The organism is Kribbella yunnanensis, assembly GCF_039529655.1.
Classification (GTDB): Bacteria; Actinomycetota; Actinomycetes; order Propionibacteriales; family Kribbellaceae; genus Kribbella; species Kribbella yunnanensis.
In genome coordinates, this window is record NZ_BAAANF010000022.1 from 116,659 (window position 1) to 139,521 (window position 22,863).

Here is a 22,863-nt window from a genome sequence, read left to right on the forward strand (position 1 = left end):
AGGGTCTCCCATCGCGTGGAAAGGTGGTGTGGATCCTCCCCAAACCGGTTTGGGGAGGATGCCGGCCGGTGTCGAGCTGGTTTGGGGTGGATCGGGGACGTATTCGGGGGGTGGATCCTCCCCGCATCGCTATAGGCAGTGCGCTGGCGCTCCCCGTGGAGCAGCGGAGATGACGGGGAGGACTCCCCGGCGCCACCGATCTGATCGGTCTCCGACCCGAATTTCGCTGGTTGGCCAGGCAAATTGGGGGTTCTGCACTCTGGTTAAGGGTGCAGAACCCCCAAGGTCGGTGGCTCGCCAGGGAAATGGGTGGATCAGATGAGCTCGGGGGTTAGGGCTGGGGCGGCCATGTGGGGGTCGAAGGGGTAGAGGGGGCGGATTACGGCGTGGTGGCCTAGGCGGAGGAGGTCTTGGTCTACGCCGCCGGGGGTTAGGGCTAGGAGCCAGTCGGCGGCGAGGGTGTAGAGCTCGGGTTCGAGGTAGCCGATCTTGACGATGACCAGGTCGGTGGCGGCTGGGTCTAGGCCGAGCAGGGTGAAGTCGGCGAGGTGGTGGTACGGCTTGCGGCGGGAGGTGAGGATCGCGTGCAGGCCGCCGATTTGGATGACGGCTACGGTTCCGCCTACTGGGTCTTCGGAGAGGGAGAAGACGGTGCCGGTGACTTCGACCGGGCCTGCGGGGCCGGAGTCGACTTTGCCGCCGGCTGCGACGCTGATGGGGTTGCCGACGCCGGCTGCGACACAGGCGGCGACTGCATCGGGGTCGGTGATGCTGGCGTGGATCGCGGTCGCCTGGCCGCCAATCAACTCCTCAACCGACAGCAGTTCGCGCAGGGTCCACGAGACGTCGCCGGCGCCGCCGGCGGTCGGGTTGTCGCCGGAGTCGCTGATCAGGAACGGGCGGGCTGTGCTCTTGAGGCCCGCCGCGACGCACTCGTGCAGCGTGCCGGTCGGTGCTACGAATTCGAAGTCGGACCGTGCATCCCAGTAGGCCTGAGCCAGCTCGGTTGCGCGCTCGGTGATGAGCGCCTCGTCGTCGCCCATCACCACCACGGCCGCCTGGCATCGCGGTTCGTCGGCCCATGCGTACCCGACCCAGACGGCCGCATCCAGTACGCCGGGCTCGTCCGCGATCTCGCCGACCCGCTGGTAGATCGAGGCCGCCGGCTCGATCCGGGTCGACGTCTTCTCCCCCGGCAGCAGCACCGGCACCTGGATCCACGCCTTCTTCGGCGTACCCAGCCCGGAACGCAACCGCTCGACCAGGTTCCGCGCCGTCCGCTCGCGGCTCTCCATCGCGTCCTCGTGCGGTGCCATCCGGTAGCAGGTGATCAGATCGACGGCTGAGCCCAGTTCCCGCGACACATTGCCGTGCAGATCCATCGAGGTCGAGATCATCACGTCCGGTCCGAGCGCGGCCCGCACCCGGGTGGCCAGATCCGCCTCGGCGTCCTGACGGCCGACCACGCTCATCGCGCCATGGATGTCGAAGAACAGTCCGTCGAGCTCACCCGCCGTACCGATCCGCTCGATGATCTCCGCGGACAGGGCGTCGTACACCTCCGCAATGACCGCCCCGCCCGGCAACGACCGGGCGTGCAGCAACGGCACCCACTCGACGCCCTCGGCCCATTCCTTCGCGAGGAAGTCGTACCGCTTGAGCAGATCCTCCCCACGCCGTACGTCGAAGTCGTCCAGGCCGGCGCGATGCGGCGAGAACGTGCTGGACTCGATGGCGATCCCGGCAATCCCGATCCTCATGAAGTCCAACCTTTCACATCCGCTCAGGGGGTCGCACTGGTTTCGACGGAGCGGGGAAAGCGCTGAACCTCCTGGGGCCAGTCGAGCGCGACCGCGAGCCGGCCGGCCCAGTACCGCGCGGCTTCGTCATCCGGTACGTCGATCGCCGCGAACCCACCGAGGTGTTCCTTGGACTCGACGTACGGGCCGTCGGTGAACACCGGCTCGCCGTCGCGGGCCGTGACGCTGCAGACCACGGACGTGGCATCGAGGCCGCCGTTGCTGAAGAGGAAGACGCCGGCCTCCTTCATCTCCTCGATCACGGGGCGCACGGACGCGGACTTCGCCCGGATCTCCGCCTCCGTGTGCTCAGGAACCCACTCGTCGTTGAAGCTGATCAGGTACTCGGGCACTGTCGTCTCCGATCAAGTCTGGGCAGGCCGGTCGGCCGCCGCACACCAACTCCACGAACAGCTGCAGTCCGATCCGACACCACTCACCAGACTAATTTCAACGCTGACCGGTCGAGCCGCGGACAACCAACTCGGTGGCAAGTTCCACGTGCAGGGCTTCGAGGGTATGGCGGTCCAGCAGGCGGGTGAGGAGGCTGACGGCCATCCGGCCCATCTCGGCCAGGGGCTGGCGGACCGTGGTGAGTTGGGGGGTGGTCGCTTGGCTGAGGTCCAGGTCGTCGAAGCCGGCGATCGACAGATCCGTGGGGACGCTGAGGCCTCGGGCGGTGGCGGCTTGGAGGGCGCCGATGGCCGACTTGTCATTGAAGGCGATCAACGCGGTAGGGCGTGGGTCGAGAGCCAGGAGTTGGATGGCAGCCTCGTAGCCGTCGGCGGTGGTCGGATGGGTATGGCGGACGAGATCCGGGTTGGGCAGGATGCCGGCGTCAGCGAGGGCGGCGTGGTGTCCGGAGAGCCGGGCGTCGGCGGCCAGCCATTCGCGAGGGCCGGCGATGACGCCGATGCGGGTATGACCGAGGGCGGCCAGATGAGTGGTCAGTTGCCGAGCACCCGAGTGGTGAGCGGCTGAGACCGAGGGGATGTCGCGCGGAAGGGTGGTGCGCGGGTCCACCACAACGAAGGGGAAGCGGCGCGAGCTCAGGCGGACGAGGTCTTCGCTCGACTCGGGCGGGAGGATCAGGATCGCTCCGGCCAGACCGCTCTGCGACGGCAACCGGGACAGGACCGGCTCGTTGGCCGCGGCTTCGCCGGCGTTGAGGACGACCTGACGGCCGTGGCGGTCGAGGGTCTCGGCGATGGACGAGACGATCAGGCCGAAGTAGTCGGTCAGCAGATACGGGCAGCGCACGTAGACCGCACCGGCGACGGGCTTCGGCGTACCGCCACGGGGAGTGGGAGCGAGCAGGCCGAGCTCCTCGACCGCGCGCTCGACCAGACGGCGCGTCTCGGGCGCGACGCTGCTGGCCTGGTTAAGCACTCGGGAGACCGTCGCACTCGACACTCCGGCCGCCGCCGCGACATCGCGCACGGTCGCACGCCGCCTAGACATTTGTTACATCACCTTGTTTCACGCTCAGCACTCTAAGCCCAGGCGGCGCGGCATTGACAGGGCTCAAAGAGAGTCGTTTCCTGACGCTGTTTGTTGCACTGTGTTTCACACCCTGAGGAGTGCGATGCGAACACCGATGATCGCCACCGCCTTGGCGCTCACCACCGGTCTGCTGACCGTGCCGAACGCCGAGGCCCATCCCCCGATCACCCAGGCCCGGATCTGGGTGACCACCCCGGACCGGGCCGAGCTCCTGCACGAGCGCACCCCGGTCGCCTTTCAGCGAGACAGCAGCGACCTGACGACGATCACGGTCGACCCGCGGACGACGTACCAGACCATGGACGGGTTCGGCGCCTCGATCACCGACTCGTCGGCGGATGTGCTGTACCGGCTGAGCCCGGCGGTCCGCGAGGAGACGCTGCGGAAGCTGTTCGATCCCCGGCAGGGCATCGGCGTCAGCTTCCTGCGGCAGCCGGTCGGGTCGTCGGACTTCACCGCGGCGACCGAGCACTACACGTACGACGACGTCGCGCCCGGCGAGACCGACTTCAAGCTCAAGCAGTTCAGCATCAAGCACGACGAACAGCAGGTGCTGCCACTGCTCCGCCGCGCCAAGCAACTCAACCCCGCGCTCAAGGTGATGGCGTCGCCGTGGAGCCCGCCGGCCTGGATGAAGACCGGCGACTCGCTCGTCGGCGGTCGCCTCAAGGACGACCCCAAGGTGTACGACGCCTATGCGCGATACCTGGTGAAGTTCGTCGAGGCGTATACGCGGGCCGGCGTACCGGTCGACTTCCTCTCGATCCAGAACGAGCCGCAGAACCGCAAGCCCGGCGGCTACCCCGGTACCGACGTCCCGGTCCGGCAGGAGGCCGAGGTCATCTCGCGGCTCGGCCCGCTGCTGCAGAAGACCAGCCCGCGGACCAAGATCCTCGGCTACGACCACAACTGGTCGACGCACCCCGGCGACATCGGGACCACCCCGCCCGGTGAGGACCCGGAGACCAACTACCCCTACAAGTTGCTGCAGTCCGACGCTGCGCGATGGATCGCGGGTACGGCGTACCACTGCTACTCGGGCAATGCGGCGGCTCAGACCGCGTTGCACAACGCCTTCCCGGACAAGGGCATCTGGTTCACGGAGTGCTCCGGTTCGCACGGGCCGAACGACACCCCGCCGCAGATCTTCCGCGGCACGCTTACCTGGCATGCGCGCAACCTGATGCTCGGCACCACCCGCAACTGGGCGAAGTCGGTCGTCAACTGGAACATCGCCCTCGACTCCACCGGCGGTCCGCACCTCGGCGGCTGCGGAACGTGTACCGGGCTCGTCACCCTGCAGGCCGACGGCACGGTCAGCACGGATGCGGAGTACTACACGATCGGCCACCTGTCGAAGTTCGTGAAGCCGGGTGCGGTGCGGGTCGGAAGCACGTCGTACGGGACGACCGGGTGGAACGGGCAGCTGATGACGTCCGCGTTCAAGAACCCGGACGGTTCGACCGCGCTGGTGGTACACAACGAGAACGACGCGCCGCGGAAGTTCGCGGTCGCGGTCGGCGACCAGTCGTTCGAGTACGAACTGCCGGGCGGTGCGATCGGGACCTTCACCTGGCCGTCCTCCCGGCTGTCGACGCCGACGCCGGTGTCATTGGCCGGCGCGACCGCGACTGCTTCAGTCAATGGCGCCGAGGCCGGGCTCGCGATCGACGCGGACGGATCGACGGTGTGGTCCAGTAAGGCAGCCCAGGCACCGGGTCAGTCGATCCAGCTGGATCTGGGTTCCCGCAAGCTGTTCCGGGAGATCGCGCTGGACAGCGGCGGACAGAGCGGTGACTTCGCCACCAGCTGGGAAGTTGCCGTCAGCAACGATGGGGTGAGCTGGTCGAAGCCGGTGACTGGTACGTCGACCGGCCAGCTGACCACGGTCGACCTCAAACCGTCGTACGCGCGCTATGTCCGGGTCACCTCGAACGGCAGCAGCGACCACTGGTGGAGTCTGGCGGATCTCCGGATCTATCGCTAGAGCACCTCGAGCCGGGCGCTGCCCCGTCCGGTTCGCACCTGGTAGCTGGTGCTGACGCCCGCGTCGGGGTGCAGCTTGTCGACCGCTCGGTACGACAGCTTCGCCTCGTCGCGGGTCACCTCCAGTACGCCGTACCCGTGCTGCCGCATGTCGACCTGCTTCAGATGCGGGTTGTACTGCAACCGCTTCTGCTCCTCGGCCTTCGCACCAGCAACCCCCTTGGTGTCCCCGGTGTTCGTCGACGACACCGACGGTACGACGAACTCCACACCTGAACGCTTTGTCCCGGCCGGGTTGCCGGGCGTGCCCGGAGCGAACCCGGTGTTCCACAGCTCACCCGAGAACGTGTCGTGGTCGTCTCCGGTCACAACGACCAGGTCGGAGACGCGGTCGGCCGCGAGGGACAGCAGTTCGGTCCGTTCGGCGCCGTACCCGTCCCAGGTGTCCATGAACGCCCGCTCGCCGCTCGCGCCGGTGACCATCCCCATCATCATGTTCGGGTTCGCGAGCACCTTCCATTGCGCACCCGACGAGCGCAGACCGTTCTCCAGCCAGGCCTTCTGATCGGGACCGAGCATGCTCCGGCCCGTGGCATCCGCTGCCGCACAGATGATGCTGCCGCCGTCGTTGCACGGCTGGTCGTCCTTGTACTGCCGGTTGTCGATGGCAAAGAGTTCGGCCGTCTTACCGAGCCGCAGCGAGCGGTACGTCCTGGTCATGTCGTTCGCGTACCGCGGAACCGGCATCCGCTCGAACCACGTGTGCCAGGCCGCCGACTTCTTCTCCTGGAAGAACAGTTCGGGCAGCGACCACTTGTTCTTGGTGTAGTTGTTGCGGAACTCGTGGTCGTCCCACAGCGGCAGGAACGCGTGCTGCGCGTGCATCGCACGCAGGTCGTCGTCGCTGCGATAGAGCGTGTACTTCGCGCGCATCGACGACAGGACCTGGGGATAGAGGTTCAGATCGATCCCGCGAACGCCGGGGACGGTGGCTTCGTAGACATAGTCGCCGAGACCGACGACGAGGTCGAGCTCCTCCGCGGCGAGATGCCGGTGCATCGCGTAGTACCCCTCGGTGAAGCCTTGGCAGGTGAAGAAGCCGATCCGCACCGGCTGGTTCGAGTCCGCCGGCCGCAGGGTCTGGAAGCGGCCGATCGGCGAGACCGTGTCCTTCCCGCGGAACTGGTAGAAGTACTCCTCGCCCGCGGTCAGCCCATTCGCCGCGAAGTGGACGCAACCGTCCCACTGCTTCTCCGCGATCACCGTCTTCACGATGACCGGCTGGGACAGGTCGCGATTCCGCGAGACCACGACCGCCAACTCGGCGTCGCCGTCGAACAGCCCGCGCGGCACGCGAGTCCACAGCATCGCCCCGTCGGTGCGCGGCACGCCGGCCATCACGCCCTCGGGGAACGTCGCCCCGGTGACCAGGGTCGGCGACGCATCCGCCGCGGTCCGCAGCGCCGGCGTACCGAACGCCTCCAGGGGGACGGCAACTGCCGCACCGAGAACACCTACCGTGCCGAGCACCGTACGCCGAGTCACAGTCATGCCCTGGATAATGAAATATTTTCATGAATAGTGGAAGACCTCACGGCGACCCGGATCTGGCGAGAGGAAAGCGAAACAGCTGCGTCACGCCTGCTTGCTACCGTCCGGACGCATGATCGAGAACCTGGAACTGCGCGCCGTACCGGGCACCGATCCCGCCATCCGCACCCTCGCCGCCGCGCAGCAGGCCGAGTTGGCCGCGGTCTACGGCGACGACCAGCCGCAGGTCGGCCTGCACCCCGACATCGCCTTCATTCTGCTGCTTCTCGAAGGCAGCCCCGTCGGTTGCGTCGGCCTCCAGCCGGTGGGACCAGGTCTGGGCGAGATCAAGCGCATGTACGTCGATCCGTCCGCCCGCGGCTGGGGTCTGTCGCGGCACCTGCTCACCGCGGTCGAGGCGGAGGCGCAGCGCAACGGCATCACGCGGCTCCGGCTCGAGACGGGTACCCAGCAACTGGAAGCGATCGCCCTCTACACGAACCACGGGTATGCGCCGACCCCGCCGTACCCGCCGTTCGAGAACGAGTCGGCGTCGCTGTGTTTCGCGAAGGACCTCTGAACGCGCACCGGCCGGCGTCGTCGGCGTGTTGCGGACTCGGGCGGGGTGGGGCGGACATGCACCACCGTCCAAAGCACTCCTGAGCCGCCCGAGCAGGGCTCCCTGAGCGTGAACCCAGCGGACCGCGCCAAGTTGGTGGGTGATGGCGGTCCGCCGACCGCGTGTCGGGTCCCCCTCGGCACGGTGGCACCACTCGAGGCGCCACAACAGGCAACCCTGCCTCGACCGTGGGGAGATTGCCGCAGGTAAACGATGCACAACGACACGGCGGTCACACTCGACCGCATACTCCTCACACTCGCAGACATTGTTCTTCAGGCACGAGCGCCGTTGGATACGCGGTATGCAAAGTTGTAGAAGTACATTTATTAGATCTGTACTTCTACAACTTGCAGGTGAGACCTAGGGCAGGTCGAGGACGAGGGTGTCGCCGTCGCGGTGGAAGCCGAGGCCGTTGAGGTACGGCGAGGAGTCGCGCATCCGGGGTGAGGCGAGGACCTGGTGGAAGCCCTGGTCGGTGAAGACGTCGCTGCGGCGGTAGACGAACTCGCCCGGGGTGAAGTCGCGGTACTTCGGGAGCACGTAGTCGAGATCGATCTGGGCGCGGCCCTCGCCGGCGTCGTGAGCGAGGACGACGCCGATCGTGCGCTCGCCACGTTGGACGAGGAACGCGTACGGGCTCGCGGCCAACTCGAAGCCGGGGTTGAAGCGGCTGATGTCGCGGGCGTGGGTGGCCAGGACGTGACCGAGGTACGCGTCGTCGGCCCGGACCCGGAGCACCTCGTACTCGGCCTCGTCGTGCCGGTGCCGCAGCAGCCGCCACAGGTGGACGACATTGATGACCGCCAGGACGGCGTTCATGCCGACCATCGGCCAGACCCCGATGACGAGGTTGAAGCCGACCAGGATGATGCAGCCGACCAGGTTCAGCAGGCGCAGCCGCAGGATGCGCGTCTGCAGCAGCGACACCACCACCAACGCGGATCCGCCCCAGCCGATGATGCTCCACACGTCCACGATGCGAGCGTAGACCAGCCGACGCACTGGTTCGCTCAGGTCAGACTGCTGTTGTGACCGAGACCTTAGTGCTGAACGGCGAGCCACTGCCCACCGTGACTTCGGAGTTGCTCCGGGCAACCAGCTACGGCCACTTCTCCTCGCTGCAGGTCCGCGACGGCCGCGTCGACGGCCTCGACCTGCACTTCGACCGCCTCGATCGCAGCTCCCGCGAGGTCTTCGGCCGCTCGCTGGACGCCGCCCGGATCCGCCAAGGTCTCCGTGCGGCGCTCGCCGACGCCCGCGACTGCAGCCTGCGCGTCAACGTGTTCTCGCTCGCGGGCGATCTCGACCTGCTGATCCGCCGCAGCGAACCGATCGAGCCCGGCACCACCCCACTCCGGTTGCGTCCGGTCCAGCACCAGCGCGCATTGCCACACCTCAAGCACACCGGCACGTTCGACCTCATCTACCACGCACGGCAGGCAGTCGCGGCCGGGTATGACGACGCCCTGTTCCACACGCCAGCGGGTGAAGTGTCCGAGGCGTCGATCTGGAATATCTGCTTCGCCCGCGGCACCGAGATCGTGTTCCCAGCCGCGCCGATCCTGGCCGGCATCCGGCAGCAAGTCTTGCAGCGCGGCCTGGCGTCGGTCCCCCTCGCCGGCCTGACGACGTTCGAGACGGCGCCGGTCCCACTCGCGGATCTGGCGGCCTTCGACGCGGCCTACCTGACCAACTCGATCGATCCCGCGCTACCGGTCGCCGCGATCGGCGAGATCACCTACGCACCGCATCCGGAGTCGGCCGCAACGATCGCGGCTGCCTACGCCTCCCAGGAGGCGCAGCCGATCTAGCGCTCGGCCCACCAGCGGAGGAGTTCTTCGCGGGCCCGCTCTTCGCCGAGCGGGCCTTGGTCGAGGCGGAGTTCCATCAGGAACTTGTAGGCCTCGCCGACCTCGCGACCGGGAGCCAGGTCGAGGATCTGCATGATCTGGTTGCCGTCGAGATCCGGACGCAGCGAGTCGAGCTCCTCCTGCTCCTGCAACCGCGCGATCCGCTCCTCGAGATCGCTGTACGCCGCCCGCAGGGTTTCCGCGCGACGGCGGTTGCGGGTGGTGCAGTCGGCGCGGGTCAACACGTGCAGGCGTTCGAGCTGATCGCCGGCGTCGCGGACATAACGCCGTACGGCGGAGTCGGTCCACTCGCCGTCGCCGTACCCGTGGAAGCGCAGGTGCAGCTCGATCAGCTTGCTGACCTGGTCGATCTGCTCGTTGCTGAACCGGAGTGCCTTCATTCGCTTCCGGGCCAGCTTCGCGCCGACGACGTCGTGGTGATGGAAGGTCACCTTGCCGCCGTCCTCGAAGCGACGCGTCTTCGGTTTGCCGATGTCGTGGATCAGCGCCGCGAACCGGCTGACGAAGTCAGGAGCCTCGTACGGGAGTCGCGACTCCAGATCGATTGCCTGATCGAGCACAGTTAGCGAGTGTTCGTAAACGTCCTTGTGCCGGTGGTGCTCGTCCTTCTCCAGCCGCAGCGCAGGCAACTCGGGCAGCACATGGTCGGCGATTCCGGTCGTGACCAGCAGGTCCAGACCGATCCGCGGGTGGTCGGCGCAGATCAGTTTGATCAGCTCGTCGCGGACCCGCTCGGCGGACACGATCGTGATCCGGTCGGCCATCGCGGTCATCGCCGCGACCACTCCGGGATCCGGCGTGAACCCGAGCTGGGCGGCGAATCGGGCCGCCCGCATCATCCGCAGCGGGTCGTCGGAGAACGAGTCCTCCGGGCTGCCCGGCGTCCGGATCACCTTGTTCGCGACGTCGGCGATGCCGCCGTACGGGTCGACGAACTGGTGTGACGGCAGCAGCACGGCCATCGAGTTCATCGCGAAGTCGCGCCGGGCCAGGTCGCCCTCGAGGCTGTCGCCGTAGGCCACCTCCGGTTTGCGTGAGGTGGGATCGTAGGACTCTGACCGGTAGGTGGTGATCTCCAGCACCCACTCGCCCTTACGACAACCGATGGTGCCGAACGCCTTGCCGATATCCCAGACATGGTCCGCCCAGCCGGCCAGCTGCCGCTCGACCTCGTCCGGATGCGCGGACGTGGCGAAGTCCAGGTCCTTGCTCCCGCGGCCGAGGAGAATGTCCCTGACGGGGCCGCCGACCAGGGCGATCTCGTGGCCGGCGGCGGCGAACCGGGCGCCCAGTTCGTCCACGACAGGGGCGATCGCCAGCAGTGACTGGACGCCTTGGCGCTGTACGGCGGACAGGGATCCTGCAGGGCCTGACTGGTCGGCAAAAGGTGACACGGGGAACTAGGTTACGGTGACGGCGTGTTCAGACGGCGACTGAGGCTCTCCGCGGCGGTGACCGCGAGCCTGCTGATCGTTGCCCCGGCAGCGATTTCGGCCGTCCCGGCGATGGCCGTGGACGACGAACCGACCGTCCAGGTGACGATCGACTCGTTCCTTCCGGTGGCCCCCAAACCCGGTCAGCCCGTCACCATCAAGGGCACCGTCACCAACACCAGTACGGCGACCTTCGGGAACCCGCAGGCCGTCACCTGTATCGACCGGCACCCGCTGACGACAGCCGCCGAGATCGCCGCGGTACCGAACGAGCAGAACACCCCGATGAACGACCGGGACAGCTGCTCCGGGATCGGCTTCCAGAACTCGGATTCGACGACGTACCAGGTCCTCGGCGAGAAGCTGGCCCCGAATGCCAAGGTCCCGTTCACACTGACCGTGCCGTGGAAAGAGTGGCGGATCGACAGCCGCACCGGTGTCTACACCGTCGGCGTGATGTTCCGCGGCGACCCGCAGGACAAGTCCCGGACGACTGCCGGCCGCGTACGCACGCTGATGCCGGTGGTCGGCACCGAACCGTTGACGCGACCGGTCAGCACCGCGCTGGTGATCCCGCTGCAGCACCGCCCGACGTTCCTCGGCGGTCAGCTGTTCGTGGACGACTCCCTGGCGCAGGCCATGACCACGGGCGGTTCGCTGCGCCGGGCGCTCGACCTCGGCAAGCAGCGCCGCGTCACCTGGCTGCTCGACCCCGCACTGATCGACGCGGTCCGGAAGATGGCGGGCCAGTACCGGGTCGGCACGAGCTACAGCCACTCCGTCCCCGGCCTCAACGCCAAGATCGCCCAGAACTGGCTCGCCGACCTGACCAAGAGTCTGGAGACCGGTAGCCAGGTCGTGGCGCTGCCGTACGGCGATGTGGACGTGGCCGGCCTGTACGACGCGGGTGGCTCACTGAAGGAGCTGGTCCGGCAGGCCCGGATGGCGACCGAGCAGGCGAACCTCGGCTTTCCGGGGCGCACCAACGGGCTCTGGCTGGAGAACACCACCGCCGCGAGCCGCTATCTCGCCTTCGCCGCCAGTGGGTTCGCCGGTGCCGACGAGGCCGAGGACCTGAACCTGGTCAACAGCGCAGCCTGGTCCGGTGACTCCGCCAAGGTCCTGACCCCGGGGACGTCGGTCTACCAGGTGCTGACCCCCGAGGGCCCGGCGAAGCAGACCCGCACAGTCGTCGCCGACTCGGCCATGACCGCCGGCGGACCGGACGCAGGCTCCGATCGTGACCCGCTCCAGGTCCGGCAGCGATTCCTTGCCGAGACCTTGCTGCTCGCCGCCTCCTCCGGTAAGCGCCCGGCCACGGCGGTCGTCGTACCGCCGCGGGGCTGGGACACCGACGGCCGCCTGACCTCGGCACTTGCCGGCGCGCTCACGCAGCCGTGGCTGACGCCGGTGACCGTCGACCAGGTCGTGAAGGCCACCCCGACGCCGCGCGCGATCGTGGCCCCGGCCGCACCGAAGACGAACGGGTCCCTGAGCGGTCCCCAGCTCGACAAGCTCAAGCGGCTCGAGAAGTCGATCAACACCTACACGAGCCTGCTGTCCGATCCGGAGACCGCCGGCCAGGACATGCCGAAGGGCCTGATGCAGTCCGCTTCGCTCGGCTGGAACGGTCAGGCCGACAAGGCCGGGCAGTACGCCGATGTCGAGCTCGGCTCGGTGAACGGGCAGCTCCGCCAGGTGCACCTGGTCAACTCGAGCCTCGACAAGGGCAAGGGGATCAAGGTCAACCTTGCCGGCAGCAACGGCACCTTCCCGCTGACGGTGGCGAACGATCTGGACCACTCGATCCGCGTGGGCGTCGTCGTCCGGTCGGTGAACCGGACCGACCTGCGGGTGCGGCCTGTCGACACCGTCGTCGTGCGAGCGGGCCAGAAGTGGACTCCCCGGATCACCGCCAGCGCCGAGCAGAACGGTGTCATCCAGGCCACGGCCCAGGTCGTCACCGTCGACGGCGACCCGGTCGGCGCCCCGCAACCGATGCTGATCCAGGCGAGCCAGTACGGCAGCGTCGGCTGGATCCTGGTCGGCGCCGCCTGCGCACTGCTCTTCGGTACGTCGTTCGTCCGGATCTACCGGCGGATCCGCGCCGAGCGCCGCAACCCACCGGCCGCCGACGACACCGCAGTCGACGCGACCCCCGAGAACGACCCGCTGCACCCGGCGCCGCTGCCGGCCGCCCCCGGAACGCCCGCCACGAACGGGGATGCCGGCCTCCCGGCGGACGCGTCGCTGAAAGAAGGAGTCGGCTCGAAGGATGGCTGACCGCACCCTGCGCTCCGCGGCGGTGATGGCAGCCGGGACCGTGCTGTCCCGCCTGCTCGGATTCGTCCGGCTCGCCCTGCTCGCGGCAGCCATCGGCACCGCGCTGCGGGCCGACATCTTCAACGCTGCGAACACGATCCCGAACAGTCTGTACATCCTGCTGGCCGGTGGTGTGTTCAACACCGTCCTGGTCCCGCAGCTGGTGCGGGCGATCAAGAACCACGACGACGGCGGTCAGGACTTCACCAACCGCATCCTGACGTTCGGCTTCGTCGTACTGGCAGTTGTCACGACCGCGTGTGTGCTGCTGGCTCCGGCGATCGCCGACCTCTACATGCCGGAAGAGCTGCACGATCCGTCCCGGATGGCGGAGAAGGCGAACCTGGTCTTCTTCGTCCAGCTCTGCCTGCCGCAGATCTTCTTCTACGGCGCCTTCGTGCTGGTCGGCCAGGTGCTGAACGCGCGGCGCCGGTTCGGCCCGATGATGTGGGCGCCGATCGCGAACAACATCGTCGCCTGTGCGGTCATCGTGACGTTTCTGTTCGTCTACCGGACCGGGGACACCCCGGCGACGTTCACGCACGGCGAGCAGTTGCTGATCGGCCTCGGGCACACGGCCGGGATCGCAGTGCAGCTGCTGGTGCTGCTCCCCTATCTGAAGGCGAGCGGGCACACCTTCCGGCCGAAGTTCGGGCTGCGCGGGACCGGGCTCAGCCAGACCGCCAAGCTCGGCATCTGGACGATGCTGTTCGTCGCGGTCAACCAGATCACGCTGGTCGTGGTCACCAAACTCGCGCTCGCCGGTAGTGCGTCCGACGACCTCGGTGCCAAGGCGGGTCTGACGGCATACCAGACCGCGATGCTGATCATCCTGATGCCGCACGGCATCATCACCGTCTCGCTCGCGACCGCCGCGCTACCGCAGATGTCGGCGCTGGCCGCGGATCGCGATCTCACCGAGGTGGCCCGGCTGTCCGCGCGCTCGATCCGGCAGACGCTGGCGATCGTCGTACCGGCCGCGGCCGCGATGATCGCGTTCGCCTACCCGATCGTCACGGTGATCGCCGGCTACGGCTCCGGTAAGAACAACCTGACGCTGATGGCCTACACGCTCGTCACGCTCGCCTTCGGAGTCGTGCCGTACACAATCCAGTACTTCCAGCTGCGCACGTTCTACGCCTTCGAAGACACCCGTACGCCGTTCTTCCTGCAGTGCGTGATCGCGGCGACGAACATCACGGCCGCCCTGGTCGGTGTCCGGGTGCTGCTGGACGAGGAGCACCTGCGGTACTCCGGTGTCATGCTCGGCGGCGCATTCGCGCTGGCGTACACGGTCGCCGTACTGATCTCCCGGCCGGTACTGCGGCGGCGCGTGCCGCGGGTCGCGGGTGCCGGAATCGGGCTGCCGTTGCTCGCCATGGTGATCGCGGCCGCCCTCGGCGCGGGTGCCGGGCGGCTGGCGCTGTGGGCGGTCGGGCTGGCCGTCGAGTTCTCCGGACCGATCGGCGCGCTGCTCCAGTTGGCCGTCGCCGGAATCGTGCTGCTGCCGGTGTACGCGGGCGTTGCTCGGGTATTAAGGATCCACGAGGTCAACGACGTGGTGTCGATGGTCACATCGAAGCTGCCTGGCCGCCGCTGATCGGACCGCTTGTGCACTCGTGCACCGGGACTGGATCACGATGCCACTACGATGGTGGCTGCCGACCACAGCATCCAGGAGGGCGAGAGACACCGTGTCGAACCAGACCGTCAGTCCTGGTGCACTGCTCGCCGGGCGGTACCGGATCGCCGAGCTACTCGCGGAGATCGACGGTGCACGGGTGTGGCGAGCCGTCGACGAGGTGCTCAGCCGGGCGGTCGTCGTCGATGTCCTGCCGGTCGGCGACCCGCGGACCAACCTGCTCTTCGACGCCGCGCGGCGGGCCGCCGCAGCGGCCGATCCACGCTTCCTGCGGGTGCTGGACTGCGACATGTTCGAAGGCGTCACGTACTGCGTGCGTGAGTGGGCCGGCGGTCGTCCGCTGGAGCGGATGCTGGCCAGCGGACCGCTGACCGGCCAGCAGGCCGGCTGGCTGGCCCGCGAGGTGTCCGAGGCGCTGGAGAACCTGCACCGGACCGGTCACGCGCACGGCTCGATCAGCCCGTCAACGGTCGTCGTCACCGACGCTGGGGCGATCAAGGTCGTCGGCCTGGCGACCGAGGCCGCGCTGCGGTCCGCCGGTCCGGGCTCGGCCGAACAAGACGTCTACAACCTCGGTGAGCTGCTCTACGCCTCGCTGACCGGCCGCTGGCCCGGTGCGGCCCCGGCCTGGGGTCTGCAGCCGGCACCGGTAGAGCACGGCCGGCTGATGAGCCCGCGCCAGGTGCGGGCCGGCGTACCGCGCTCGCTGGACGACATCAGCGACCGGCTGCTGGCCGATCCGCCGCGGCACCACGCGCCGCCGATCACCAGCGCCGCCGGCCTGTCCGCAGCGCTGTCCGGAGTCGTCGGCAGCTCACACGAGCCACCGAACCAGATGGACGAGACCGTCCAGGTCGCCCGGCAGAACGGCAGCATCGACGACGCCACCCAGGTCGTCCCGCAGGCGCCACCGCCCGCGCTCGACCCGACACCACCGGCGTACCAGTCCTCCAACGGTCACGCCGAAACGGCGGCGTACGCCCCGGCCGAAGCGCGACCCGCCCGCCGGCAGACCCCGCCGCCGTCGAACGGGAACGGCGGGGGCCGCCGTCGCGCCGACGAGCCGAAGCGGAAGGGCTCGTGGGGCGGCCGGATCCTGATCCTGCTCGCCATCCTGGCGTTGCTCTCGGTGGTCGCGATGGCGCAGTTCCTGCTCAAGGGCGCGATGAACAACGACCAGACCGACGACCCCGGCACCGGTACCAAGACCACCCCGTCGGCCAGCAGCAAGCCGTCGGCGACCGGAGCGGCCGCCAAGATCGTCAGCGCGAAGGACTTCGACCCGGAGCCCGCCGGTAACGGCGAGGAGCACCCGGAGGACGTCCCGAAGACCTACGACGGCAAGACCAGCACGGTCTGGGAGACCCAGTCGTACAACAACAAGCCGAACTTCGGCGGTCAGAAGCCGGGTGTGGGCATCGTCTACAACCTCGGCGAACCGACCCCGATCTCGAAGGTGATCGTCACGCTCGTCGGTGACGGGACCAGCCTGGAGCTCCGGGTGCCGAAGGGTGACGACAAGACCAAGTCGCCGTCGGCGGTGAACGGCTGGGAGCCGATCGCCACCGAGGAGGACCAGCCCGAGGGTGCGGTCACGCTGACTCCGTCGGCACCGACCGAGACGCAGTACGTGATGGTCTGGCTGACGAAGATCCCCAAGGAGAGCGGCAGCAAGTATCGCGGCACGATCGCGGAGGTCTCGATCCAGAAATGACCGCTCACCTGGATTCGGGGATGAATCAGCTCCCCCGGATCGGCGTCGACGAACCCGTCCACCCGGCCGGCCCGGTCGGGTACGACCAGCTGGACGACCACGAGCTGCTCCGGCTGCACGTGGCCGGCAACCCGGACACCTTCGGGTTCCTGGTCAAGCGGCACCGGGACCGGATGTGGGCGGTCGCGATCCGGACCCTCGGCGAGCCCGAGGAAGCGGCCGACGCGTTGCAGGAGGCGTTCATCTCGGCGTTCCGCCGGGCCGACTCGTTCCGCGGTGACGCGAAGGTGACCACCTGGCTGCACCGGATCGTGGTGAACGCCTGTCTGGACCGGATCCGCCGCCGGCAGGTCCGCCAGGCCGACCCGCTGCCGGAGGACGAGGACCGCGCGGCCGAGCTGGCCGGACCGGTCGAGGAGGACGCCGCCGAGGTGCGCGAGCGCCGGCTCGACGTCCTGAACGCGCTCAAGCAGATCAACTCCGACCAGCGCAGCGCGCTCGTACTGGTCGACATGGAGGGCTACTCGATCGAGGAGGCGGCCGCGATCCTGGGCTGCGCGCCGGGGACGGTGAAATCACGCTGTGCCCGGGGCCGGGCTCGCCTGCTGCCGCTGCTGCGGCACTGGCAAACTACGCGCGGTGGCGACTCCGACGTACCGGAGAAAACTGCTGCCGAAATCGGGGGAACCGAATGAGCGGCCAGGCCGTCGTAGCGGAGTCGCCTGGGGTACGCCCCGACTCTGGCGGCCCGATTGCCGACGTCTTCGACCGGAGTACTCCACCGATGACCACCACGCGCGCCTCTCGGGGCACGTCCCGTCTGGGGGCGAGTTCACGATGACCGAGTCCGGTCTGCCGACCAGCGAACATCTCGAGCACCTCGACACCGACACGATTGCCGACCTGCTCGAGAACCTGCTGCCCGCCGCCGAGGCGCACAGCGCTCGTGAGCATGTGAAAGCGTGTCCCGACTGTCAGTTCACCTATGACGCGCTGCTGGAGCTCTCCGAGGACCTCGCGGACGAGGGCCGGACGGACATTCCGATGCCGGCCGATGTCGCCGAGCACCTGGACGCGGTGATCAGTTCCGAGGCTGTGATGCGGGCGTCGACGGTCGGCGTGCACTCGCTGGCTCAGATCCGCGAGGAACCGCACCGGCACATGCCCAAGCTGTTCGGTGCGGCGGCGGCCGTCGTACTGATCGCGGCGATCGGTGTCGGCGTCGTGATGGCGACCAAGGACCGCGCTGCCGAGAACGCGGCGAACACGAACCCGACCGCGATCCTGCCCACCGGCGTGGTCTCGCTGAGCACGTCGCAGATCGCTCCGCAGGTGCAGAAGTGGCTGGAGAACAGCAGCACTCCGCTGCTGAACGGCACTGAAGCCGAGCTCAGTTGCGCCCGGACCTTCGCCTCCACCCGCCCGAACCCGCAGGTCCGGCTGGTTCAGCCCGCCAAGGTCGACGGTGCGCGCGCGACGGTGGTGGGTCTGGAGGGCGGCTCACCGCGTGACATCCAGGTCTATGTGCTGACCGGGTGTGACGGCGGCGGCACCGGTACGTCGATCTACGACACCTCGGTGACGCTGCGCAATCGCTGACCGCTTCTGGTGGGCCACGGCGGCGTTAGCCTCCGGCAATCGGTACCGTGGGAATGGTCGGCCTCAAGGATCCGTTGAGTACGACGTACCCGTCTCAACGATTCGAGGAACGCCTGTATGACCGACTCTGTAGTTCGCAACGTCATCATCGTGGGCTCCGGCCCGGCCGGCTACACGGCCGCCGTGTACGCCGCGCGTGCGCAGCTGGAGCCGTTGGTCTTCGAGGGTTCGGTCACCGCCGGCGGTGCGCTGATGAACACCACCGAGGTGGAGAACTTCCCCGGTTTCGCGCAGGGCATCATGGGCCCGGCGCTGATGGACGAGATGCGCACCCAGGCGGAGCGCTTCGGCGCTGAGCTGGTCGCCGACGACATCGTCGCGATGGACCTGACCGGTGAGATCAAGTCGGTCACCGACTCGGCCGGCACCGTCCATCAGGCGCGTTCGGTGATCCTGGCGATGGGTTCGGGCTACCGCAAGCTCGGTCTCGAGCACGAGGACCGGATGTCGGGCCACGGCGTCTCGTGGTGTGCGACCTGTGACGGCTTCTTCTTCCGGCAGCAGGAGATCGCGGTCGTCGGTGGCGGTGACTCCGCCATCGAGGAGGCGACCTTCCTGACCCGGTTCGCGTCGAAGGTGACGCTGGTCCACCGTCGTGGTGAGCTGCGCGCCTCGAAGATCATGGCCGAGCGCGCGTTCGCGAACGACAAGATCGACTTCGCCTGGAACTCCGAGGTCGCCGAGATCCAGGGCGACGAGAAGCTGACCGGCGTGGTCCTGCGGGACACCGAGACCGGCGAGACCCGTGAGCTGCCGATCACCGGCCTGTTCATCGCGATCGGTCACGACCCGCGCTCGGAGCTGATCCACGGTCAGATTCGGCTCGACGAGGAAGGGTACGTACTGACTCGCGAGGGCAGCACGGAGACCAACCAGCCGGGTGTGTTCGCGGCCGGTGACCTGGTCGACCACACCTACCGTCAGGCGATCACCGCGGCCGGCAGCGGCTGTGCCGCGGCCCTGGACGCGGAGCGCTTCCTGGCCAGCCTCGAGTTCGAGCACACCGTGGCAGCGGCTGCCGCCACCGAGTCCGTCACCGTCTGAACCTCACAACCACCTGAAGGAGATATCGCCGTGGGCGAGAAGATGAACGCCGTCACCGACGCCGAGTTCGACCAGACCGTGCTGAAGAGCGACAAGCCGGTCCTGGTCGACTTCTGGGCCGAGTGGTGCGGTCCGTGCCGCCAGGTCTCGCCGATCCTGGAGGAGCTCAACCAGGACCACGGGGACAAGTTGACGTTCCTGAAGATGAACGTCGACGAGAACCCGGTCACCCCGAGCAACTACCGTGTTACCGGTATCCCTACCATCAACGTCTACGTGAACGGTGAGCTCGCGAAGTCCATCGTCGGCGCCAAGCCGAAGGCGGCACTGCTGAAGGAGCTCGCCGACTTCACGGCGTGATTCTGTAGGTAGGACACCGTCCGCCACGGCTAGGAGTGATGTATGGAAGGCCCGCACGGCGTGTACAGAATCGGCGACACCGGTGAGGCAGTCGCCGAAATCATCGGCAAGCTCCAGCGACTGGGGCTGCTGACCGGCGGTCATGACGTCTATGACGAAGCGACCGCGCACGCTGTCCGGGGCTTCCAGCAGCAACGCGGGCTGATGATCGACGGGATCGTCGGCCCGCAGACCTATCGCGCGATCGACGACGCACGCTGGCGGCTGGGTGACCGCCTGCTGACGTACGTCGTCTCGCACCCACTGACCGGGGACGACGTACTGGCCTTGCAGGCGAAGCTGCAGGAGCTCGGGTTCGCCGTCGCCCGGATCGACGGCATCTTCGGACCGGACACCCAGCGCGCGGTGACCGAGTTCCAGCGCAACATGGGCCTGCCCGCGGATGGGACGTGTGGCCCGTCGACGTTCAAGGCGCTGCAGCGGATCAAGCCGATGGCGACCGGCGGTCGGCCGGACGCGCTACGTGCTTCGGAGGCCGTGCGCGCTGCCGGACCGCGGTTGTCCGGCAAGACCGTGGTGATCGACCCGGGCCACGGCGGTTTCGACTACGGCTGGGAGGGCTTCGGGCTGCGCGAGTCCGACATCGCCTACGACCTGGCCGCGCGGATCGAGGGCCGGCTGGGAGCAACCGGCGTACGGGCGTATTTGTCGCGCGGCCGCGACCAGGGGCCTGACGAGCTGGCCCGGGCTGCGTTCGCGAACGAGACGGACGCGAACCTGTGCGTCTCGCTGCACACCGACGGCTCCGCGAACCCCGACGCCCAGGGCGTCGCCACCTACTTCTACGGCAACGACCTGCACGGCGCTTCGTCGAGCGTCGGCGAGCAGTTCGCCGGGCTCGTCCAGCGCGAGATCGTCGCCCGCACCGACCTGCTGAACTGCCGCACCCACGCCAAGACCTGGGATCTGCTGCGCCGCACCAAGATGCCCGCGGTCCGGCTGGAAATCGGCTATGTCACCAACCCCCACGACTCGGCCCGCCTCGCCGACGCAGCCTTCCGCGACGTGGTCGCCGAGGCCATCGTGGTCGCAATCCAGCGCGTCTACCTCCCGCCGGAGCAAGACGCCGCCACCGGCATGCTCCGCTTCGGTCAGCTGACCGTCTAGTACGCCGGCAGCTCGATTGCCCGCGCCGCGTCGTGGATCGGCTGGGTGATTTTGGCGACGAGGGCGTCCTTCATCGGTAGTTTGGGGAGGACGCGCAGCATCATCGCGCCTGCCCAGCTTTGCAGCGCGCTCTTGGAGATCATCCGGCCGAGGTTGTCGCGGCCGAGTTTCAGGTTGCGGGCGACGTAGGGGCGCATCAGGCGTTCGTAGGTTGCGAAGGCGGTGGCCGGCGCGGATTGCGACAGCTCGCCGGCGAGGGTGTAGGCGCCGACCAGGGCGAGGCTGGTGCCTTGGCCGGAGGCGAAGGACGGACAGTACGCCGCGTCGCCGACCAGGCTGACCCGATCGACGGCGTACCGGTCGAGCTCGACCTGGCTGACGGTGTCGAAGTAGAAGTCGTCGGCCACCGCGACCGCATCGAGGAGCCGGTCGGTCTCCCAGCCCGCGCCGCGGAAGGTCGTGTTGAGAATCTCGAGCTGCTGCTCGCGGCCCTCGTACTTCTGGTCGGTGCCGAAGAGGAAGAGTGCTTTCGCGTCGGCGTCGCGGCCGGTGCTGTAGAGGTTCACCGTGCGGCCGGGAACCGAGTAGACGAGCTCCCATCGATCCAGCTCGAGGTGATTGGGCACGGTCGCGATCGACACCACGTGGTTGAGATCGCGGACCACGTCGCCACCGAACACCTGCCGCCGTACCGTCGAGTTGAGTCCGTCCGCGCCGATCACCAGGTCGAAGGTCTGCGGTTCGGCCCGTTCGAAGCTCACCCCGCCAGTGACCGGATCCAGCTCGGCGATCGTGTCGCCGAATCGATAATCGACGTTCGCCCGCGTCTCGTCGTACAGGATCTGGCTGAGGTCACCGCGCATCACCTCGAGGTCCGCTTCACCGCGGCCCATGAACAGATCCGACGGTACGTCGACCAATCGGCGGCCGGCGCGGTTCACGAACGACATGAACTGCATGTCGGTCGCCATTCCCTCGAGCCGTTCCTTCAGACCCATCTGCTCGACCACGTCGATCGCGGCACCGCGGATGTCGATCTTGTAGCCGCCGGGCCGGAGCGCGGGCGCGCGCTCGACGACTGTCACCTCGAAGCCGTACCGGTGCAGCCACCAGGCGAGGGCGGGACCGGCGATACTCGCGCCGACGATCAGGACACGTTGCGGGCTCATGCTGCCTATCCAACACCGACACACCTGTCACTCGCCTGACAAGGCAACGACCCCGCTAGCGTTGGTGATGACATTTCGACCTGGGGGTTGCCATGTTCCGCCTGCTCGGCAGTTTCTGTGTCCTGGCCGCACTCCTCACCGCGACTCCACCTGCGCAGGCCGCGGAGGCCGGTCGCCTGGTGGCCGTCACCGACCAGAACTACGACACCCCGTCGGCGGCTCGGATCCGGTTGATGGATCCGGCCGTGGCGAACTGGGGTACGGCGGCCGCCCAGAAGTGGACGTGGTCACCGACCAGCGCCAACGGCTTCTCCGGCCTGACCGGCGCCTGGGGATTGCCGACCGACGTGAAGCTGCGGATGAAGGCCGACGCGTATGTGGCCGTGGTGTCCGACTCTCGCGGACTGGCTGCCCTGATCGGCTATCCGAGCGGACAGCGACTGTGGGCGGTCAACGTCGGATCGGCCAACAACCCGCACAGCGTCGAACTGCTCCCCGACGGGAACGTGGCCGTTGCCGCCAGCAACGGCGGCTTCATCCGCGTCTACACCGCTTCGCAAGGCTCGTCGTCCGCGACCTACGCCAGCTTTCCACTGCCCGACGCGCATGGCGTGCAGTGGGATCCGGTGCGGCAAGTGCTCTGGGTGCTGGGTGGCAGCAAGCTCCTCGCGCTCAAGATCACCGGTACGCCGGCCGCACCCACGCTGAGCGAAGTGTCGACGGTCCCCGGGCTGACCGCCGGCGGCCACGACCTCACGCCGGTGCTCGAGGACCACGACCGGCTCTGGGTCTCGACCGGCTCGAAGGTCTACCAGGTGAGCAAGTCGAGCGCCTCCATCGTGGCGACGTTCGACCAGCCGGGGATCAAGAGCGTCAGCAGCATGCCGAACGCGCAGCAGGTCCGGACCACTCCGAAGGCCGGGTGCCGGACCGGTTGGTGCACCGACACGGTCAATTTCGCCGTACCGGCGGCGAACCGGACGATTCCTGGGGCCGAGATCTACAAGGCCCGTGTGTGGAGTTCGCGGTATGAGTAGACTGC

Annotated in this window: 19 protein-coding genes; 12 read left to right on the plus strand and 7 right to left on the minus strand. The window is 68.1% G+C overall.

Annotated features, from left to right (window positions below; genetic code table 11):
- Nucleotides 1–314 precede the first annotated feature (314 nt).
- From ABD231_RS32335 to ABD231_RS32345, 3 genes are all read right to left on the minus strand, one after another.
- Nucleotides 315–1,760 carry a M81 family metallopeptidase gene (locus tag ABD231_RS32335; RefSeq protein ID WP_344160531.1) on the minus strand — a complete coding sequence of 482 codons (1,446 nt, stop codon included), beginning with the start codon at nt 1,758–1,760 and terminating at the stop codon, nt 315–317.
- A 23-nt stretch (nt 1,761–1,783) separates the two neighbouring features.
- A complete protein-coding gene (locus ABD231_RS32340; protein ID WP_344160534.1) occupies nt 1,784–2,152 on the minus strand; it encodes a YciI family protein in 369 nt (122 codons plus the stop codon).
- Between the two features lie 97 nt (nt 2,153–2,249).
- Entirely contained in the window at nt 2,250–3,260 is a 1,011-nt protein-coding gene (locus ABD231_RS32345; RefSeq protein WP_344160537.1) for a LacI family DNA-binding transcriptional regulator, read from the minus strand.
- Nucleotides 3,261–3,384: 124 nt separating this feature from the next.
- On the opposite strand from ABD231_RS32345, the gene ABD231_RS32350 reads away from it, so the two are divergent.
- Entirely contained in the window at nt 3,385–5,289 is a 1,905-nt protein-coding gene (locus ABD231_RS32350) for a discoidin domain-containing protein (RefSeq protein WP_344160540.1), read from the plus strand.
- Here the strand turns inward: ABD231_RS32350 and ABD231_RS32355 are convergent.
- Nucleotides 5,286–6,839 carry an alkaline phosphatase D family protein gene (locus ABD231_RS32355; RefSeq protein WP_344160542.1) on the minus strand — a complete coding sequence of 518 codons (1,554 nt, stop codon included), beginning with the start codon at nt 6,837–6,839 and terminating at the stop codon, nt 5,286–5,288. The genes ABD231_RS32350 and ABD231_RS32355 overlap by 4 nt on opposite strands.
- 112 nt (nt 6,840–6,951) lie before the next feature.
- On the opposite strand from ABD231_RS32355, the gene ABD231_RS32360 reads away from it, so the two are divergent.
- On the plus strand, nt 6,952–7,398 hold the full coding sequence (locus ABD231_RS32360; RefSeq protein WP_344160544.1) for a GNAT family N-acetyltransferase: 447 nt from the start codon (nt 6,952–6,954) through the stop codon (nt 7,396–7,398).
- A gap of 402 nt (nt 7,399–7,800) precedes the next feature.
- On the opposite strand, the gene ABD231_RS32365 is transcribed toward ABD231_RS32360, so the two are convergent.
- Entirely contained in the window at nt 7,801–8,415 is a 615-nt protein-coding gene (locus ABD231_RS32365; protein WP_344160547.1) for a hypothetical protein, read from the minus strand.
- Between the two features lie 53 nt (nt 8,416–8,468).
- Here ABD231_RS32365 and ABD231_RS32370 point away from each other — a divergent pair, with 53 nt between their 5' ends.
- The gene (locus ABD231_RS32370; protein WP_344160551.1) at nt 8,469–9,251 is read left to right on the plus strand and encodes an aminotransferase class IV; all 783 of its coding nucleotides are present in this window, start codon (nt 8,469–8,471) and stop codon (nt 9,249–9,251) included.
- Here the strand turns inward: ABD231_RS32370 and ABD231_RS32375 are convergent.
- On the minus strand, nt 9,248–10,666 hold the full coding sequence (locus ABD231_RS32375; RefSeq protein WP_344161683.1) for a CCA tRNA nucleotidyltransferase: 1,419 nt from the start codon (nt 10,664–10,666) through the stop codon (nt 9,248–9,250). The genes ABD231_RS32370 and ABD231_RS32375 overlap by 4 nt on opposite strands.
- Nucleotides 10,667–10,729: 63 nt before the next feature.
- Between ABD231_RS32375 and ABD231_RS32380 the strand changes: the two genes are divergently transcribed.
- The 8 genes from ABD231_RS32380 (at nt 10,730) to ABD231_RS32415 (ending at nt 20,652) form a co-directional block, all read left to right on the plus strand.
- The gene (locus ABD231_RS32380; protein WP_344160554.1) at nt 10,730–13,027 is read left to right on the plus strand and encodes a DUF6049 family protein; all 2,298 of its coding nucleotides are present in this window, start codon (nt 10,730–10,732) and stop codon (nt 13,025–13,027) included.
- Nucleotides 13,020–14,666: a murein biosynthesis integral membrane protein MurJ gene (gene murJ, locus ABD231_RS32385; RefSeq protein WP_344160557.1), complete on the plus strand. Its 1,647-nt coding sequence runs from the start codon at nt 13,020–13,022 to the stop codon at nt 14,664–14,666. Before ABD231_RS32380 ends, murJ begins: the two co-directional genes overlap by 8 nt.
- Nucleotides 14,667–14,760: 94 nt before the next feature.
- Nucleotides 14,761–16,422 carry a protein kinase family protein gene (locus tag ABD231_RS32390; protein WP_344160560.1) on the plus strand — a complete coding sequence of 554 codons (1,662 nt, stop codon included), beginning with the start codon at nt 14,761–14,763 and terminating at the stop codon, nt 16,420–16,422.
- A 20-nt stretch (nt 16,423–16,442) separates the two neighbouring features.
- On the plus strand, nt 16,443–17,117 hold the full coding sequence (sigM, locus tag ABD231_RS32395) for an RNA polymerase sigma factor SigM (protein WP_344160563.1): 675 nt from the start codon (nt 16,443–16,445) through the stop codon (nt 17,115–17,117).
- Between the two features lie 142 nt (nt 17,118–17,259).
- Nucleotides 17,260–18,021, plus strand: coding sequence for an anti-sigma factor (locus ABD231_RS32400; protein WP_344160566.1), 762 nt, complete (start codon nt 17,260–17,262; stop codon nt 18,019–18,021).
- A 117-nt stretch (nt 18,022–18,138) separates the two neighbouring features.
- Entirely contained in the window at nt 18,139–19,125 is a 987-nt protein-coding gene (gene trxB / locus ABD231_RS32405; protein WP_344160569.1) for a thioredoxin-disulfide reductase, read from the plus strand.
- 42 nt (nt 19,126–19,167) lie between these two features.
- Nucleotides 19,168–19,485 (plus strand): thioredoxin, encoded by a 318-nt coding sequence (trxA, locus tag ABD231_RS32410; protein ID WP_202874891.1) that lies wholly within the window; start codon nt 19,168–19,170, stop codon nt 19,483–19,485.
- A 42-nt stretch (nt 19,486–19,527) separates the two neighbouring features.
- Nucleotides 19,528–20,652: an N-acetylmuramoyl-L-alanine amidase gene (locus tag ABD231_RS32415; protein ID WP_344160574.1), complete on the plus strand. Its 1,125-nt coding sequence runs from the start codon at nt 19,528–19,530 to the stop codon at nt 20,650–20,652.
- Here ABD231_RS32415 and ABD231_RS32420 read toward each other — a convergent pair.
- Nucleotides 20,649–21,821, minus strand: coding sequence for an FAD-dependent monooxygenase (locus ABD231_RS32420; RefSeq protein ID WP_344160577.1), 1,173 nt, complete (start codon nt 21,819–21,821; stop codon nt 20,649–20,651). The genes ABD231_RS32415 and ABD231_RS32420 overlap by 4 nt on opposite strands.
- Before the next feature lie 92 nt (nt 21,822–21,913).
- On the opposite strand from ABD231_RS32420, the gene ABD231_RS32425 reads away from it, so the two are divergent.
- Nucleotides 21,914–22,858, plus strand: a complete 945-nt coding sequence (locus ABD231_RS32425) for a DUF6528 family protein (RefSeq protein WP_344160580.1) — start codon at nt 21,914–21,916, stop codon at nt 22,856–22,858.
- Nucleotides 22,859–22,863: the final 5 nt, after the last annotated feature.

Coding starts and splice junctions, on each gene's coding strand:
- ABD231_RS32335 (WP_344160531.1), bottom strand. CDS start 1,760: ATGAGGATCGGGATTGCCGGGATCGCCATCGAGTCCAGCACGTTCTCG.
- ABD231_RS32345 (WP_344160537.1), bottom strand. CDS start 3,260: ATGTCTAGGCGGCGTGCGACCGTGCGCGATGTCGCGGCGGCGGCCGGA.
- ABD231_RS32350 (WP_344160540.1), top strand. CDS start 3,385: ATGCGAACACCGATGATCGCCACCGCCTTGGCGCTCACCACCGGTCTG.
- ABD231_RS32355 (WP_344160542.1), bottom strand. CDS start 6,839: ATGACTGTGACTCGGCGTACGGTGCTCGGCACGGTAGGTGTTCTCGGT.
- ABD231_RS32360 (WP_344160544.1), top strand. CDS start 6,952: ATGATCGAGAACCTGGAACTGCGCGCCGTACCGGGCACCGATCCCGCC.
- murJ (WP_344160557.1), top strand. CDS start 13,020: ATGGCTGACCGCACCCTGCGCTCCGCGGCGGTGATGGCAGCCGGGACC.
- sigM (WP_344160563.1), top strand. CDS start 16,443: ATGAATCAGCTCCCCCGGATCGGCGTCGACGAACCCGTCCACCCGGCC.
- ABD231_RS32400 (WP_344160566.1), top strand. CDS start 17,260: ATGACCGAGTCCGGTCTGCCGACCAGCGAACATCTCGAGCACCTCGAC.
- trxB (WP_344160569.1), top strand. CDS start 18,139: ATGACCGACTCTGTAGTTCGCAACGTCATCATCGTGGGCTCCGGCCCG.
- trxA (WP_202874891.1), top strand. CDS start 19,168: ATGAACGCCGTCACCGACGCCGAGTTCGACCAGACCGTGCTGAAGAGC.
- ABD231_RS32415 (WP_344160574.1), top strand. CDS start 19,528: ATGGAAGGCCCGCACGGCGTGTACAGAATCGGCGACACCGGTGAGGCA.
- ABD231_RS32420 (WP_344160577.1), bottom strand. CDS start 21,821: ATGAGCCCGCAACGTGTCCTGATCGTCGGCGCGAGTATCGCCGGTCCC.
- ABD231_RS32425 (WP_344160580.1), top strand. CDS start 21,914: ATGTTCCGCCTGCTCGGCAGTTTCTGTGTCCTGGCCGCACTCCTCACC.